This is a genomic window from Ideonella sp. sgz306126 (assembly GCF_056032705.1).
The window spans coordinates 836,911-850,610 of sequence record NZ_JBVYWP010000001.1 but is presented as its reverse complement, the minus strand read 5'-3'; the positions used below and the strand labels follow the sequence as shown (position 1 = coordinate 850,610).

At 66.2% G+C, this 13,700-nt stretch carries 17 protein-coding genes; 2 read left to right on the top strand and 15 right to left on the bottom strand.

The window, feature by feature from the left end; genetic code table 11:
* Positions 1–83: 83 nt before the first annotated feature.
* Entirely contained in the window at positions 84–362 is a 279-nt protein-coding gene (locus tag AC0N04_RS03990; RefSeq protein WP_474278846.1) for a hypothetical protein, read from the top strand.
* On the opposite strand, the gene miaB is transcribed toward AC0N04_RS03990, so the two are convergent.
* From miaB to nifE, 9 genes are all read right to left on the bottom strand, one after another.
* A complete protein-coding gene (gene miaB / locus AC0N04_RS03985) occupies positions 346–1,692 on the bottom strand; it encodes a tRNA (N6-isopentenyl adenosine(37)-C2)-methylthiotransferase MiaB (RefSeq protein WP_474278844.1) in 1,347 nt (448 codons plus the stop codon). The two genes, AC0N04_RS03990 and miaB, sit on opposite strands and share 17 nt — an antisense overlap.
* A gap of 19 nt (positions 1,693–1,711) precedes the next feature.
* Positions 1,712–2,116: a hypothetical protein gene (locus tag AC0N04_RS03980; protein ID WP_474278842.1), complete on the bottom strand. Its 405-nt coding sequence runs from the start codon at positions 2,114–2,116 to the stop codon at positions 1,712–1,714.
* A 287-nt stretch (positions 2,117–2,403) separates the two neighbouring features.
* Entirely contained in the window at positions 2,404–2,790 is a 387-nt protein-coding gene (locus tag AC0N04_RS03975; RefSeq protein ID WP_474278840.1) for a nitrogen fixation protein NifQ, read from the bottom strand.
* A 34-nt stretch (positions 2,791–2,824) separates the two neighbouring features.
* Complete coding sequence (fdxB, locus tag AC0N04_RS03970) at positions 2,825–3,133, bottom strand: ferredoxin III, nif-specific (RefSeq protein ID WP_474278838.1); 309 nt, start codon at positions 3,131–3,133, stop codon at positions 2,825–2,827.
* Positions 3,134–3,143: 10 nt separating this feature from the next.
* Complete coding sequence (locus tag AC0N04_RS03965) at positions 3,144–3,347, bottom strand: CCE_0567 family metalloprotein (RefSeq protein ID WP_474278836.1); 204 nt, start codon at positions 3,345–3,347, stop codon at positions 3,144–3,146.
* Positions 3,348–3,371: 24 nt separating this feature from the next.
* Entirely contained in the window at positions 3,372–3,863 is a 492-nt protein-coding gene (locus AC0N04_RS03960) for a NifX-associated nitrogen fixation protein (RefSeq protein WP_474278834.1), read from the bottom strand.
* The gene (gene nifX / locus AC0N04_RS03955; RefSeq protein ID WP_474278832.1) at positions 3,860–4,267 is read right to left on the bottom strand and encodes a nitrogen fixation protein NifX; all 408 of its coding nucleotides are present in this window, start codon (positions 4,265–4,267) and stop codon (positions 3,860–3,862) included. The genes AC0N04_RS03960 and nifX overlap by 4 nt, the downstream gene beginning before the upstream one ends.
* The gene (gene nifN / locus AC0N04_RS03950; RefSeq protein ID WP_474278830.1) at positions 4,264–5,712 is read right to left on the bottom strand and encodes a nitrogenase iron-molybdenum cofactor biosynthesis protein NifN; all 1,449 of its coding nucleotides are present in this window, start codon (positions 5,710–5,712) and stop codon (positions 4,264–4,266) included. Before nifN ends, nifX begins: the two co-directional genes overlap by 4 nt.
* A 26-nt stretch (positions 5,713–5,738) precedes the next feature.
* Positions 5,739–7,187 carry a nitrogenase iron-molybdenum cofactor biosynthesis protein NifE gene (gene nifE / locus AC0N04_RS03945; RefSeq protein WP_474278828.1) on the bottom strand — a complete coding sequence of 483 codons (1,449 nt, stop codon included), beginning with the start codon at positions 7,185–7,187 and terminating at the stop codon, positions 5,739–5,741.
* A 177-nt stretch (positions 7,188–7,364) separates the two neighbouring features.
* Here nifE and AC0N04_RS03940 point away from each other — a divergent pair, with 177 nt between their 5' ends.
* Positions 7,365–7,787, top strand: a complete 423-nt coding sequence (locus tag AC0N04_RS03940) for a hypothetical protein (RefSeq protein ID WP_474278826.1) — start codon at positions 7,365–7,367, stop codon at positions 7,785–7,787.
* Here the strand turns inward: AC0N04_RS03940 and AC0N04_RS03935 are convergent.
* The 6 genes from AC0N04_RS03935 to nifH form a co-directional block, all read right to left on the bottom strand.
* Complete coding sequence (locus AC0N04_RS03935; protein WP_474278824.1) at positions 7,703–8,188, bottom strand: hypothetical protein; 486 nt, start codon at positions 8,186–8,188, stop codon at positions 7,703–7,705. The genes AC0N04_RS03940 and AC0N04_RS03935 overlap by 85 nt on opposite strands.
* A 7-nt stretch (positions 8,189–8,195) precedes the next feature.
* A complete protein-coding gene (locus AC0N04_RS03930; RefSeq protein ID WP_474278822.1) occupies positions 8,196–8,513 on the bottom strand; it encodes a hypothetical protein in 318 nt (105 codons plus the stop codon).
* Entirely contained in the window at positions 8,513–8,860 is a 348-nt protein-coding gene (locus AC0N04_RS03925; RefSeq protein ID WP_474278820.1) for a 2Fe-2S iron-sulfur cluster-binding protein, read from the bottom strand. Before AC0N04_RS03925 ends, AC0N04_RS03930 begins: the two co-directional genes overlap by 1 nt.
* Positions 8,861–8,985: 125 nt before the next feature.
* A complete protein-coding gene (gene nifK / locus AC0N04_RS03920; RefSeq protein ID WP_474278818.1) occupies positions 8,986–10,545 on the bottom strand; it encodes a nitrogenase molybdenum-iron protein subunit beta in 1,560 nt (519 codons plus the stop codon).
* Positions 10,546–10,583: 38 nt separating this feature from the next.
* Entirely contained in the window at positions 10,584–12,047 is a 1,464-nt protein-coding gene (gene nifD, locus AC0N04_RS03915; protein ID WP_474278816.1) for a nitrogenase molybdenum-iron protein alpha chain, read from the bottom strand.
* Positions 12,048–12,174: 127 nt separating this feature from the next.
* Entirely contained in the window at positions 12,175–13,056 is an 882-nt protein-coding gene (gene nifH, locus AC0N04_RS03910; RefSeq protein WP_474278813.1) for a nitrogenase iron protein, read from the bottom strand.
* Between the last annotated feature and the right edge of the window lie 644 nt (positions 13,057–13,700).

Here is a 13,700-nt window from a genome sequence, read left to right as displayed (position 1 = left end):
GTTCCGGAACGTGTCTGGGAATTGATAGACATCAAGCTGGTGCCAGGTCGTTCAGGCATCGGACTTCGGATCGAGGGCAAGCCATGGGGCCGCTGGACGTCATCTGGCATCTGCTGAACTTTCTCGCGCCGGCCTTCGGCGTCGGGCTGATCGCCGCCGGTCTGAGCAAGCTGATCTGGCGCCGCGAGTTGCGCAATGTCGCCTGGCCGACCTTGGCCGCGCGCGCGGTGATGGCGGGCGTGGCGGTCCTGGTGGCCGGGCTGGCGCTGTCCGGCCGCGATGGCCGCATGCTGACCTACGCCGCGCTGGTCCTGGTCACGGCCGTCGTGCTGTGGTGGCACGGTTTCAAGCGCCTTCGCTGACCGATTCGTTCAACGCCAGGCGCCCGCGCAGCGAATGCGGCATGGCGTCGGTGATCATCACGTCGACCATCTGACCCACCAGCCGCCGCGACCCCGCGAAGTTGACGATGCGGTTGCACTCGGTGCGGCCCATCATCTCGTCGGCACTCTTGCGCGACGGACCTTCCACCAGCACGCGCTGAAGCGTGCCGACGCGCGACGCGCTGATCGCCTGGACCTTGTCTTCCAGCCGGGCCTGCAGCACTTGCAGCCGCTTCAACTTGACCTCCGCCGGCGTGTCGTCGGCCAGCGACGCCGCCGGCGTGCCCGGGCGGGCGCTGAAGATGAAGCTGAACGAGGCATCGAAGCCGATGTCGTCGATCAGCTTCAGGCTCTTGGCAAAGTCATCGTCCGTCTCGCCGGGGAAGCCGACGATGAAATCGGTCGACAGGCTGATGTCGGGGCGGATCGCCCGGACCTTGCGGATCGTGCTCTTGTACTCCAGTGCGGTGTAGCCGCGCTTCATCGCCGACAGGATCCGGTCGCTGCCATGCTGCACCGGCAAATGCAGGTGGTTCACCAGTTGCGGCACCTTGGCATAGGCGTCGACCAGCCGCTGGCTGAATTCGTTCGGGTGGCTGGTGGTGTAGCGGATGCGCTGGATGCCGGGAATCTCCGCCACGTACTCGATCAACAGTGCGAAATCGGCGATCTCGGCCGTGCCGCCCATGGTGCCGCGGTAGGCGTTGACGTTCTGGCCCAGCAAGGTCACTTCCCTGACACCCTGCTCGGCCAAGCCGGCGATCTCGGTCAGCACGTCCTCGAAAGGGCGGGAGACTTCCTCGCCGCGCGTGTAGGGCACGACGCAATAGGTGCAGTACTTCGAGCAGCCTTCCATGATCGACACGAAGGCCGACGCGCCGTCGACCCGGGCCGGCGGCAGGTGGTCGAATTTCTCGATCTCGGGGAAGCTGATGTCGACCTGCGCGCGGCGTTGCGCCTGTCGCTGGGCGATCATCTGCGGCAAGCGGTGCAGCGTCTGCGGGCCGAAGACCAGGTCGACGTACGGCGCGCGCTCGATCAGCGCCGCCCCTTCCTGGCTGGCGACGCAGCCACCCACGCCGATCAGCACACCCCGGGCCTTCAGGTGCTTGACCCGGCCCAGGTCCGAGAACACCTTCTCGGCCGCCTTCTCGCGGATCGAACAGGTGTTGAACAGCACCAGGTCGGCCTGCTCGACGTCGTCGGTCGGCTCGTAACCCTCGGCTGCGCGCAGCACGTCGGCCATCTTGTCCGAGTCGTACTCGTTCATCTGGCAGCCGAAGGTGCGGATGAAGACTTTCTTGCTCATGGCGCTGTCCTCGTCGACCTCAGGGCCGGGTCCAGGTCTGGGCGGCAGCATCGAAGCGCCAGGCGCGGGCCTCGGCGACGGTGCGCGGCCAGGGCTTCATCGCGATCTCTTCCGGACGAAGAATCCAGATCTCCAGCGGTTGCCCGACCTGGTCCAGCGTGTAGTTGACGATCACAGTCTGGCCGATCGCCGCACCGCTGACGAGCGTCATGTTGTTCTGGCCACGGATGCGCGCACCCGGCGCCAGGTGCGCCGTCTGGCCGTTCAGCAGCACGACGGGAGGCTGGGTGAAGCTCAACTCGCCACGCAAGGCCCCTTGCGGAAAGCGCCGGGCCACTTGGGCGGAGGAGGGCAGGGCGACCAGCAGCGCGCCGGCCAGGGCCAGCAGGGCCGCAACGCGGCGACGCGGGGCACAGCAGTTCATGGTGTTCATCCAGGGGCTGTGAAACAAAGCGGCCCAAGTCGGGGTCGACTCGGGCCGGGTGTTCTGGTGGCGCTTCAGGGAAGCGCCACCAGAACCCTGTTCCTTGGTGGAAGAGACTTATAAATCAATGGCTTACGGCGATGTGCCAGGGTGCCACATCGCCATCGCCGGTGGCACCCCGAAGTGTACCGGGTCGCAGGCCGATGCGCAGCGCCAGCGACCGTGCAGGTAGACGGCCCGTGGACGAGTCTAGCTATGTCGGCGCTGATCCAAGCTTGAGCTGTCGTTCAAGCGTTCAAGGTCAGCGGCACCTCGAAGCACTGTGGCTGATCGCTGCATACGCCGCAACTGGGCGATTTGCAGATCGGGATTTCGGCGCGCTCGCACAGCAGGCGGTAGAAGAACTTCTTCCACTTCATGTCGGCACTGTTCCTGGCCACGATGGCCGGAAACCAGCAGCGCATGAGGGCGTTGAGCTCGCCACGGTCGGCCAGCAGCAAATCCTGCCAGAGGTGGTTGTCACCCAGGCACGCCACGGCCACCGCCGTCGCGGCGGCTTCGATCCACTCGGGCGGGCCGGCTTGGAGGTCCGCGTGCTCCAGCAGCAGGGCCGCGACGTCGGTCACCTCGTCTTCCCGGGCGGCCCTGCGTGCCGCGAAATCCTCGCGCAGCACGGGCCATGGCCGGGGGGGCGCCGGGGCGCTCACGTCAGACCTCGGCGGCCGCGTGCGTGTAGCACTTCTTGGGACAGATCTTGGCGCAGGCGGTGCAGCCTATGCACAGCTCCTGGCGAGCGATGGTCATCACCTTCTTCTCGTACTCCTCGTCGGCGTCGTCGTCGTCCATGTCCACATGGATGCGCTCGCCCTCGTCGTTCAGGCCCACCAGCTCCAGCACGCCGCGTGGGCACACCTTGAAGCAGCGGCCGCAGCCGATGCACTTCTCTTCATTCAGTTCCCGCACGAAGGTAGGGGTCCAGGCGGCGCCGCTGGGCAGGGTCACAGAGAAAGTCGACATGGCGCTTGCTTCAGGTGAGTTGGGCGACCGCCAGCGCTTTTCGTGCGGCCATCAGCTTCAGGTGGGCGTCGTGGGCCACCTGCGCCACTTCGAGGATCCTTTCCCAGTGGGTGGGCAGCTCCTCGGAGAGGTCGTGAAGATCCATCTTGGCCTGCGTGGCCTTGGCGTTGGCCTTCTTGGCGTCGGCTTTCAGGGTTTCGATGTCGATGCTCATGGGGGCTCCGTTTGAGGGCTCGCTTCAGGATCCGTACTTGGCCACGTCGGGGTAGGCCTGCACCATGCCCACGCCCTCGGCCACCAGCTTGTTGCCGGCCTTGGCCAGCTTCCCGAGGCTGGCGTAGCCGAAGCGGTGCACGTCGCGCAGGTACCGGTTCACCACGATGAGGCGGCCGGTGGTGAGCACGGCGCGGCCGAAGCCCTCGTGGCTCATCTTCATCATGGGACTCACCATGCAGCCGGTGGCGCGCTCGATCGCCAGGCCGATGGCGTTGTGGAACAGGTCCAGTCGCCACAGCGTTTCGGGGTCGGGGTCGCCCATCATCGGCAGCTCGCGGCGCTGCTCGGCGGTGATGATGTAGGGCGCCAGCAGCGTGGCGTCGCTCTTGCCTTCCCAGGTGCCGTGGGTGTCCTGGGCGCGCAATTGCTTGATCAGCTCGACGATGAACGGGTCCTTCAGCAGGGCCTCGTCGTTGGGGTCGGTGCCGGCGTCCAGCGTGGCCGCGTCGCTCATGGTTTCACCTCGTCTTCAAAGTTGTGGGTGGTCCCCAAGTCTTTCTCCAGCGCCTTGCGCAGCCAGGGTGGGGGCGTGCCCTTGAGCACGTCCTGCAGCTTGTCGAGGATGTCGAGGATGGCCTCGGGTTGCGGCACCTTGATCGGGTGGATCTTCTGGGCCACCACGCGCGCCGCGCCGCTGCCCCCGATGGCCGCCACGTAGAGGATGGCGCAGTCCTTGATGGCGTCGAGCTTGGGTGCGAGCTTGTCTTCGTTGCCGTCCTCGGCCAGGTCTTCACCGAACTGGAAGGTCTCGACGTAGCTGCTGCCGGTGGGCGTCACGTCGTAGATGGCCAGGTGCTTGGCCCAGCCGAAGTGCGCGTCCACGCGCTGCCTGTCCTGGGTGGCGAATGCGATCTTCATGAGGAAGCTCCTTGCAATGATGTTTCCCGGGGCCGTGTCCGCCGGATGTCGGTGCCGACATGCGCCACGCCGGGCAGCGCGTCGGCGGCGCGGCCTTGCGCGGCCGCCAGCGACAGCGCCGGCAGCGGCCAGTCGCCGGGGTGGTGGTGCTGGATTCGATCCATGAACACGTTGCCCACCTCGTAGACGAAATTGCGGGTGCCGCGGTAGCCCACCATGCAGCGATGCGCGTTGCCGATGCGGTCGAAGGTGGGGATTCCCAGGCGGAACAGCGGCGTGCCCAGGCGCTCGGCCGCCATGCGGCCATGCGAGTGGGTCATCAGCAGGTCACAGTCGGCCGCCTTGGCCGCCATCTCGAAATCTTCCAGATCGCCGATCACCACCTCGTTGCTGGGCATGCGTGCCAGCAGCGGGCTGGGCGTGGTGGTGATGCACACAGCCAGCTCGGACCCCATCTCGGCCAGGAAGCTGCCCGCGGCAAACAGCAGGTCCGGTTCTGCAGCAAGCGCCACGCGCTGATTGCCGAAGTGGAAGTGCCCGTCCAGCATCGCATCCACCAGTTGGCTGCGCTGGCGGCGCCATCGGGCCGGCACCGGCCGGCCCGAAAATTCGGCCAGCTTCTGGACAAATGCGTCGGTAGCCGTCAACCCGGTCAACCGGTCGAACAGCGTGTAAGGCACACCGCAGCGCTCTTGCAGGGTGGCGGCGGCCGCGCGCATCTGCTCGCCGATGGCCAGGCAGTGCTGGGCGCCGCCCAGCGCCTTCAGGTCGGCCAGCGGCGTGCCGCCCAGCGTGGTTCCCAGCCAGTCGTCGGGGATGTGGCCGTCGAGCGAGCCCGAGACATCGGGCGCGATGAGGGGCACGAGGCCGAAGGATTCGATGATCTCGCGTAGCTCTTCCAGGTCACCCGGCGTGAGGTGTGCCCCCGGCAGCACGGCCACGCGTCCGGGCACCTTGCCTTGACCCGGCTCGGGCAAGGCCGTCATCAGCGCGTTCACCGCCGCCGCCCAGCCGTCCTGGAAGGCGCCCACGTAATCGGGGGTGGAGACGTAGACCAGCGCCGTGTCGTCCAGCTCGGGGTGCTTCTTGCGGATCAGTGCCAGGTAGCCCTCGACGTCGTCGCCCTTGGTCTCGGTGAGGCCGGTGGAGCAGATGGCGATGAGCGCGGGCTTGGCGCGCTGTCGGATGTTGAGGATGGCCTTCTCAAGGTTGTCGTAGCCGCCGAGGATGGTGGTCACCTCGTTCATCGCCGTGGTCTGCAGCGGGATCGCTTCCTTGAAGTGCCGCACCAGCAGCACCAGACCAAAAGAGGTGCAGCCCTGAGAACCATGCATCACCGGCATGCAGCTTTGCAGGCCCATGAAGGCATAGGCCGCACCCAGCGGTGAGCTCATCTTCAGCGGGTTCACCGCGCAGGCTTTCTTGCTTTCGCTGACGTGGGCCATGGTGGGTTCCTTGCTGGTCAGCGTGCTCAGGCGGCGGTCTCGGCCGCCAACTGCTCGGAGCTCTGCTCGCGCAGCAGCGAGTCGCCGGCTTCCCAGGGCGCCGGCGTGCGCACCTCGGCCCACATCGGGTTGAACAGCGCCTTGTCGATCTCGGCCACCAGGGTGAGCATGCCCTCATAGCCGGCGAAGGCGTGGTGGCGTTCCTGGTTGATGTCCATCCAGGGCATGCGGGCCTTGAGCGCCACGAACTGGCTGCGTCCGCCGCTGAGCATGATGTCGGCCTTGGCCCCGCGCAGCATCGCGTACATCTGGCGCGGGGTCATGTCGTCGATCATGTGCGCGTCGGCGTCCTCGCCCATGATTTCCTTGATCTTGTCCTTGTCTTCCGGGGTGCTCTTCTTTACCGAAGTGCCCACCACTTCCAGGCCGGCCTCCTGCAATGCCGCCACCACGCTCCAGCTCTTGACGCCCCCGGTGATCAGCAGCACCTTCTTGCCGGCCAGACGCGGCTTGTAGGCGCGGATGCGTTCCCAGGCGCGGGCTTCTTCCACCGCGATCAGCGCCTCGGTGCGGTCCTTCAACTCGGCATCCGCGCCGCGCTCCACCAGCAGCCGCGCGATCTCGCGCAGCGTGGTGCTCATGTCGGCGATGCCGTAGAAGGAGCCTTCGAAGTACGGGATGCCCCAGCGCTGCTGCATCTTGGTGGCGATGTTGATCATCGACTTGGAGCAGACCATCATGTTGGCCTTGGCGCGGTGGCTTTGCGCCACCTCGTGGTAGCGGCCGTCGCCCGAGATGCAGCTGAGGATGCGCACGCCCAGCGCGTCGAGCAGCGGCTTGATCTGCCAGAGCTCGCCGCTGAGGTTGTACTCGCCGATGATGTTGATGTCGTAGGGCGTGGTGTGCTCGGGCTCGACCGTGCCGATCACGTGGTCCAGCAGCGCCTCGGCACCCAGCTTGTTGCCCAGGTTCTTGGGCCCGGCGAAGCCCGGTGCGTTCACGGGAATGACGGGCTTGCCGAACTTCTCGGCCGCCCGCTTGCACACCGCCTCGATGTCGTCGCCGATCAGCGCGGTGACGCAGGTCTGGTAGACGAACACCGCGGGCGGGTCGTATTTCTCGATGATCTCGCGCACGCTCTTGAACAAGCGCTTCTCGCCGCCGTAGATCACGTCCAGCTCGTTGATGTCGGTGGTGAAGCCGCTGCGGTAGAGCTGCGGGCCGCTGGAGGCGCTGTGGCGGTTGTCCCAGCCATTGCCCTCGCAGGCGATGGGGCCGTGCACCAGGTGGGCCACGTCGACGATGGGCTGCAGCGCGATCTTGGCGCCGTCGAAGGCGCAGCCCCCGGCGGCAGCGCCGGGGGTGAGCTGCTTGGTGCAGCCCTTCTTGCGTTCCTTCTCGCTCTTGGCCTGGTTCTTGTCGCACCCCGGCTCGTCGAAGACTTCGGCGATCTTGGCATTGAGCGATGCAGACATGAACAGACTCCCGGCGGGTGTGTGCAGCCTGCTTTGCACATTCGGTGCCAGCCGCTGCGGGACGCCGCAGCCCTTGCAAATCAAGCACTTGCGCTTGCGGCGGCGGCGCCGTCGATTGGCGGGTTTGCGACATTTGCTGCACCGCGGTCCCCGGCGCAGAACTTGCGGCGTGGGTTCATGACCGACCCTGCCGGCGCGCCTGCGCCCGATCCGCTGATGCGGCATTACGCCCGCAGTCGCGCCTGGTGCGACTGGGAGGGGTTCGACGGCTGGCGCGGTCGCGTGCTGAAAGCCGTGGGCGACCCCGACGGGCCGGCCGTTTCGCCGTTCCAGCTGCTGTCGCTGCCCGGCATCGACGCCGCCCAGCAGCAGAGCTGCGCAGGCCAGTGGATGCGGGGCCGCCTGATCCGCAGCGCCGAAGAGCGCGCCGAGCTGGCTCGGGACTTTGCCCGGCAGGCCCTGGCCCGGCCGCCCCGTGCGGCCGGGTGGCCGCTGCGGTGGCCCGGCGGGCCGGCTCAGAGGTCGTCGGCCAGGGCCTCGACGGCGATGAGCTGCTCGCGCAGGGCCCAGCGGGCGCGCCAGCCGGTGGGCGCGTCGTAGAGTGCGTCGGGCTGGTCCACGGCGGCCATGGCCACGGCCTCGCTGCCATACACGCGCCACTGGCCGCCACGCCGGGTGAGCGCTGCCAGACCCGCGTCGAGCGCGCGCACGGGCTCGGGCCGGAACTGGCCGCCCCCCAGCAGGTGGTCGGCACGGTAGAGCGGCGTGTCCCAGCCGTGGGCTTCGGCCAGTGCGCAGATCGCCGGGCAGGCGCTGCGGGCGTCGGCGCTGGCGGGCGTGCGCCCGGTCATCTCCAGCAGCTCGCGCGGCGTGGCCACATCGAACACCTGCCACTCGGGCAGCGGGTCTTGCGCGCAGACCTTGCGCAGGAAATCGTCGTCGTCGTAGGCGAACCAGGCGCGCGCGGGACCTTGGTCGGGTTGCTCGACGACGAAGATCATGCCGGCCTCACTCCACGCCTTCGGCGCAGGCCTTTTGCCACATGGCCTTGCGCAGGCGATCGGCCACGGCCGCGGCCGATCCGTCGAAACGGTCGTGGTAGCGACGCAGCGCCGCCTGCGCCACCGAGGCCTCGTGCATGGTCATGGGCAGGCGTCCGGCCATGTGGGTGGCTTTGGGCACCGCGTTCAAGATGGCCTGGCGATTGGGATGTTCGTCCAGCACCACCAGCGCGTCGGTCTCGGGTTGGCCGGCCAGGCAGACCCAGCCGTCGATCACCTCGACCAGGCGGCCGTCCTGCGTGGTCTTGACGTAGACGGCGTCCATCAGAAGCTCACCAGAATGTCTTCGTTGCGCACGATGAACTGGCAGGCCAGGCGCCACGGTGGCGGCATGTCCTTGGTCTCGGCGTCGTCGATCTGCTGCTGCGTGATCTTGCCGGCGAAGCGCAGCACGGTCTTCTCCTTCTCGGTCAAGGCCACGCCATAGGGTGTCTTGGCCGACAGCACGCTCACCTGCAACTGGCAGGAACCGCACTCGCCGTTCTCGCACTCGAAGTCGAGCGGGATGTTGTGGGCTTTGGCCACCGACAACAAGGTCTTGGTGTCACCTGCGACGGCGTACACCGTCAGGTCCTTCTTCATGCGCGGTGAACTGAAGGTCACGTTGGCCATGATGATTCTTTCTTTAGGGGTACGGAACAAACCCTGCGGCCACCGCGGAACCGGCTTTGCCGGGCCGCTGGTGGCACCCCCCCTTTGAGGGGGAGCGCCGCGAGGCGCTCCGGGGGGTGTGAAAGTCAACGAATGATGTCGTAGGAGTAGTCCGTTTTCCCCGGGACGATGGTGTTGGCGTCCAGGGTCTCGAAGAACTCGTCCAGGAACATCACCAGCTGGCGCAGCGCGCCTTCGTAGCCCCAGGTGGGGAAGCGGTGGTAGTGGTGGCGGTCGAAGATCGGGAACACCAGGCGCACCAGCGGTGTTCCGGTGTCGCGCTCCAGGTACTTGCCGTAGGTGTTGCCGATCAGGAAGTCCACCGGCTCCACGTTCAGCAGGCTGCGCATGTGCCACAGGTCGCGCTTGGCGTAGGCCTTGCAGCCCTTGCCGAAGGGCGAGGCGTCCAGCAGCTTCTGCACCTTCTCGGCCCAGGATTCGGTGCCGTTGGTGCTCAGCACGTGGGCCGGCTCGGCGCCCAGTTCGAGCAGGAACTCGGTCAGGCCCAGCAGTTGGTCGGGGTCGCCGTACAGCGCGTAGCGCTTGCCGTGCAGGTGGGCCTGGCTGTCGGCCATGGCGTCCACCAGGCGGCCGCGTTCCTTGATCAGTTGGGCGGGCACCGGCTTGCCTGTCAGGTCGGCCAAGGCCTGGATGAAGCGGTCGGTGCCGGCCACGCCGGTGGGGCAGTTCAGCACCACCACCTGCTGGCCCTTTTCCTTCAGGTACTTGACGGTCTTCTCGGCGCAGTATTCCTGGAACACGATGGTGGCCTTGGCATTGAGCGCGCGCTCCACGATGGCCTTGGTGGTGCCCCCTTCGTACATGCGGAACTCGCCGTCGGTGGGGGTGTCCCACACTTCGGAGGGGTCGCACAGCACGTTCACGTCGGCGCCGAACAGGCCGAAGATGCGCTTGACCTCGCGCATGTTTCCGACCACGAAGCCGTCGAAGCCGCCGATGAAGTTGATGCTCTCATCGGGCACGCGTTCCAGCTTGGCCACCGTGCCGGCCTTGCCGTCCCAGAAGTGCTGCAGCACGCCCAGCAGCGCGTTGTCGTAGCCGGTGATGTGGCTGCCCACGAACGCCGGGGTATGGGCGAACGGCACGTCGAACTCGGCCGGAATGCTGCCCTTCTCCTTGCTGGTCTTGATGAAGGCGTTCAGGTCATCGCCGATCACCTCGGCCATGCAGGTGGTGCTGACCGCGATCATCTCGGGCTTGTACAGGTTGTAGGTGTTGGCCAGGCCGTCCACCATGTTGTTCAAGCCGCCGAACACGGCCGCGTCTTCCGTCATCGACGAGCTGACGCAGCTGGTCGGCTCCTTGAAATGGCGGCTGAAGTGCGAGCGGTAGTAGGCCACACAGCCCTGGCTGCCATGCACGAACGACAGCGTCTTGGCGAAGCCGTTGGCCACGAAGACGGCGCCCAGCGGCTGGCAGGCCTTGGCCGGGTTCACCACCAGCGAGTCCCGGGCAAAGTTCTTGTCGAGGTACTCGCGGCTCTTGGTCCAGTCGCGGATCTCCTGCACCTTGGTGTCGGCGTGGTTGTATTCGAACTGTTCCTTCTTGTCGGCGAACAGCTTCTGGTATTCCGGCTCGCGGAACAGCATCTCGTGGTCGATGACCTTGTCTGCGTTTTGGGGCATGGTGGTTCTCCAGGCGTGGCAGGTTGCGGTGCAGCCGCTTAGGCGGCGTTCTTGAACGGGCTTTTCGCCAGGCCCCAGATCGGGCTGGAGATGGCCATGTCCATGTCGCGGGCGAAGATCGCGAAACCGTCGTAGCCGTGGTACGGGCCCGAGTAGTCCCAGCTGTGCATCTGGCGGAAGGGCACGCCCATCTTCTGGAACACGTACTTCTCCTTGATGCCCGAGCCGACCAGGTCCGGCTGCACCTTCTCGACGAACTTCTCGAACTCGTAGCCGGTCACGTCGTCGTAGATCAGCGTGCCGTCCTTGATGTAGTGCGTGGTGCGCTGGTAGTCGTCGTTGTGGCCGAACTCGTAGCCGGTGCCGACCACCTTCATGCCCAGATCCTCGTAAGCGCCGATGACGTGGCGCGGCCGCAGGCCGCCAACGAACAGCATCACGGTCTTGCCTTCCAGGCGCGGCTTGTACTTGTCGATCACCGCCTGCATCAGCGGCTTGTACTTGTCGATCACCGATTCGGCCTTGGCCTTGATGGTGTCGTCGAAATGGGCAGCGATCTCGCGCAGACTCTTCTCGATCTGGGTGGGGCCGAAGAAGTTGTATTCGACCCAGGGAATGCCGTATTTCTCTTCCATGTGCCGGCTGATGTAGTTCATCGAGCGGTAGCAGTGCAGCACGTTGAGCTTGGCCTTGGGGGTGTTTTCCAGTTCGGCGATGGTGCCGTCGCCCGACCACTGGGCGATCACGCGCAGGCCCATTTCCTCCAGCAGGATGCGGCTGCTCCAGGCGTCGCCACCGATGTTGTAGTCGCCGATGATGGCCACGTCGTAGGGGGTCGAGACGAAATCGGGGCGCTTGTTCGGATCGACCTTGTCGAACACGAAATCACGGATCGCGTCGTTGGCGATGTGGTGGCCCAGCGACTGGCTGACGCCGCGGAAACCCTCACAGCGCACCGGCACGATGGTGTGGCCCGCGTATTCCTTGCTCTTCTTCTTCGAGACGGCCTCGATGTCGTCGCCGATCAGGCCGATCGGGCACTCGCTCTGCACCGAGATGCCCTTGTTCAGTGGAAACAGCTCCTGGATCTCGTCGATGATCTTGTCGAGCTTCTTGTCGCCGCCGAAGACGATATCCTTCTCCTGGAAATCGCTGGTGAACTGCATGGTCACGAAGGTGTCCACGCCGGTGGTGCCGATGTAGTAGTTGCGGCGCGCAGCCCAGCTGTACTGGCCGCAGCCCACCGGACCGTGGGAGATGTGGACCATGTCCTTGATCGGACCCCACACCACGCCCTTGGAGCCGGCGTAGGCGCAGCCGCGGATGGTCATCACACCCGGCAGCGACTTGATGTTGGACTTGACGCCGCAGTCGGGCTTGCCTTCCTCGAAGGTGCCCAGGTGCTTGGCGCGGCGCTTGGCCATCTTTTCGGGATAGGCCTTCAGGACTTCGTCGATCAAGGCCTTGTTCTCGGCCTTGCGCTCGTCAATGGTGATGCTCATGGTGTGGCTCCAGGTATCGGTCGTTCGTGCGAGGGGTTCGGCCGAGGCTGTCGGGCGACCGCCGCGGAATCGGCTTGGGCGCCCCCTTGAGAGGGGAACGCCCATGGCGCCCCCGGGGGGCGGGCAATCAGGCCGCGGCTTCTGCGGCGGTCTTGCCGACCTGGCTCTCGTCGATCTGCTTCATGATCCCGTGCTCCATCAGCAGATCTTCCAGCTGGTCCATCGTGATGGGGGTGGGGATGGTGCCGTTGCCGGCGTTGGCGTGGATCTTCTCGGCCAGCGTGCGGTACTCCTGCGCCTGCTTGGACTCGGGCGCGTACTCCAGCACCGTCATGCGGCGAAGCTCGGCGTGCTGCACGATGTTGTCGCGCGGCACGAAGTGGATCAGGCGCGAGCCCAGCATCTTCGCCAGCGAATCGGCCAGCTCCAGCTCCTTGTCGGTCTGGCGCTCGTTGCACACCAGGCCGCCCAGGCGCACGCCACCCGAGTTGGCGTACTTCAGGATGCCCTTGGAGATGTTGTTGGCCGCGTACATGGCCATCATCTCGCCCGACATCACGATGTAGATCTCCTGCGCCTTGTTCTCGCGGATGGGCATGGCGAAGCCGCCGCAGACCACGTCGCCCAGCACGTCGTAGGACACATAGTCCACGCCGTCATAGGCACCGTTCTCTTCCAGGAAGTTGATCGAGGTGATCACGCCGCGGCCGGCGCAGCCCACGCCGGGCTCCGGGCCGCCGGATTCCACGCAGCGGATGTCGCGGTACCCGACCTTCATCACGTCTTCGAGCTCCAGATCCTCCACCGAACCCGCTTCCGCGGCCAGCGAGAGGATGGTGTCCTGGGCCTTGGCGTGCAGGATCAGTCGGGTCGAGTCGGCCTTGGGGTCACAGCCGACGATGAGGATCTTCTGACCCATCTGGGCCAGGGCGGCCAGGGTGTTTTGCGAGGTGGTGGACTTGCCGATCCCACCCTTGCCATAGAAGGCGATTTGCCGAAGTGCAGCCATTGCAGTTCTCCAATCGAAATTAAGTGAACCAGGAAACCGAAGTTGAGAGGACTCGTCGCGATCGGGGTGCAGCCTTGGGTGCCTCTATGGGTCTTCTAGGGAAGCCACTTGGGGGCCATACACGGTTGCCGCGCAGCTTCCTCATTGCAACGGCCGTGCCATGGCGCTTGAGGGCACTCAAGTGCTTGTTTTTCCTGGGTAAAACGCAAGTTCACCGGGTTCGTCGGCGGGCCTAGGAGAATGTGTGAAACCCGACAAAGCCCGCCAAGCGACGCAGCCTGCGATGGCCCTCGCACGCGCGCGCATCGCGCTGCGGCGTGCGTTGTCTACGCGCCCCCTGCCATGGCGGTTCGCCGGGCGTCGCCTGCGCGGGCGCGGTGCGCCATGCGGGCTCGCCACGCCGCCCGCGGCGGGGTGGTACGGGGTTTGCTGTCAAGCGCACTCATGAACACCGCGCTGCCTGTCTTCCCCGCCGTCGTTGCCGACCGGCACGGCGGGCGCGAAGCGGTGGCGCCCTGGTGGATGCCTTCTGCTGCGCGATGGACACGCGGTCCGACGCGGCGCCCATGCGCGCGATGCACGAGCCCGACCTCGCTCACGACCCGTGTCGTGCTGACGCGCGACCCCTGCGAGTGAACGGCCTG

Coding starts and splice junctions, on each gene's coding strand:
- AC0N04_RS03990 (WP_474278846.1), top strand. CDS start 84: ATGGGGCCGCTGGACGTCATCTGGCATCTGCTGAACTTTCTCGCGCCG.
- miaB (WP_474278844.1), bottom strand. CDS start 1,692: ATGAGCAAGAAAGTCTTCATCCGCACCTTCGGCTGCCAGATGAACGAG.
- AC0N04_RS03980 (WP_474278842.1), bottom strand. CDS start 2,116: ATGAACTGCTGTGCCCCGCGTCGCCGCGTTGCGGCCCTGCTGGCCCTG.
- fdxB (WP_474278838.1), bottom strand. CDS start 3,133: ATGTCGACTTTCTCTGTGACCCTGCCCAGCGGCGCCGCCTGGACCCCT.
- AC0N04_RS03965 (WP_474278836.1), bottom strand. CDS start 3,347: ATGAGCATCGACATCGAAACCCTGAAAGCCGACGCCAAGAAGGCCAAC.
- AC0N04_RS03960 (WP_474278834.1), bottom strand. CDS start 3,863: ATGAGCGACGCGGCCACGCTGGACGCCGGCACCGACCCCAACGACGAG.
- nifX (WP_474278832.1), bottom strand. CDS start 4,267: ATGAAGATCGCATTCGCCACCCAGGACAGGCAGCGCGTGGACGCGCAC.
- nifN (WP_474278830.1), bottom strand. CDS start 5,712: ATGGCCCACGTCAGCGAAAGCAAGAAAGCCTGCGCGGTGAACCCGCTG.
- nifE (WP_474278828.1), bottom strand. CDS start 7,187: ATGTCTGCATCGCTCAATGCCAAGATCGCCGAAGTCTTCGACGAGCCG.
- AC0N04_RS03940 (WP_474278826.1), top strand. CDS start 7,365: ATGACCGACCCTGCCGGCGCGCCTGCGCCCGATCCGCTGATGCGGCAT.
- AC0N04_RS03935 (WP_474278824.1), bottom strand. CDS start 8,188: ATGATCTTCGTCGTCGAGCAACCCGACCAAGGTCCCGCGCGCGCCTGG.
- AC0N04_RS03930 (WP_474278822.1), bottom strand. CDS start 8,513: ATGGACGCCGTCTACGTCAAGACCACGCAGGACGGCCGCCTGGTCGAG.
- AC0N04_RS03925 (WP_474278820.1), bottom strand. CDS start 8,860: ATGGCCAACGTGACCTTCAGTTCACCGCGCATGAAGAAGGACCTGACG.
- nifK (WP_474278818.1), bottom strand. CDS start 10,545: ATGCCCCAAAACGCAGACAAGGTCATCGACCACGAGATGCTGTTCCGC.
- nifD (WP_474278816.1), bottom strand. CDS start 12,047: ATGAGCATCACCATTGACGAGCGCAAGGCCGAGAACAAGGCCTTGATC.
- nifH (WP_474278813.1), bottom strand. CDS start 13,056: ATGGCTGCACTTCGGCAAATCGCCTTCTATGGCAAGGGTGGGATCGGC.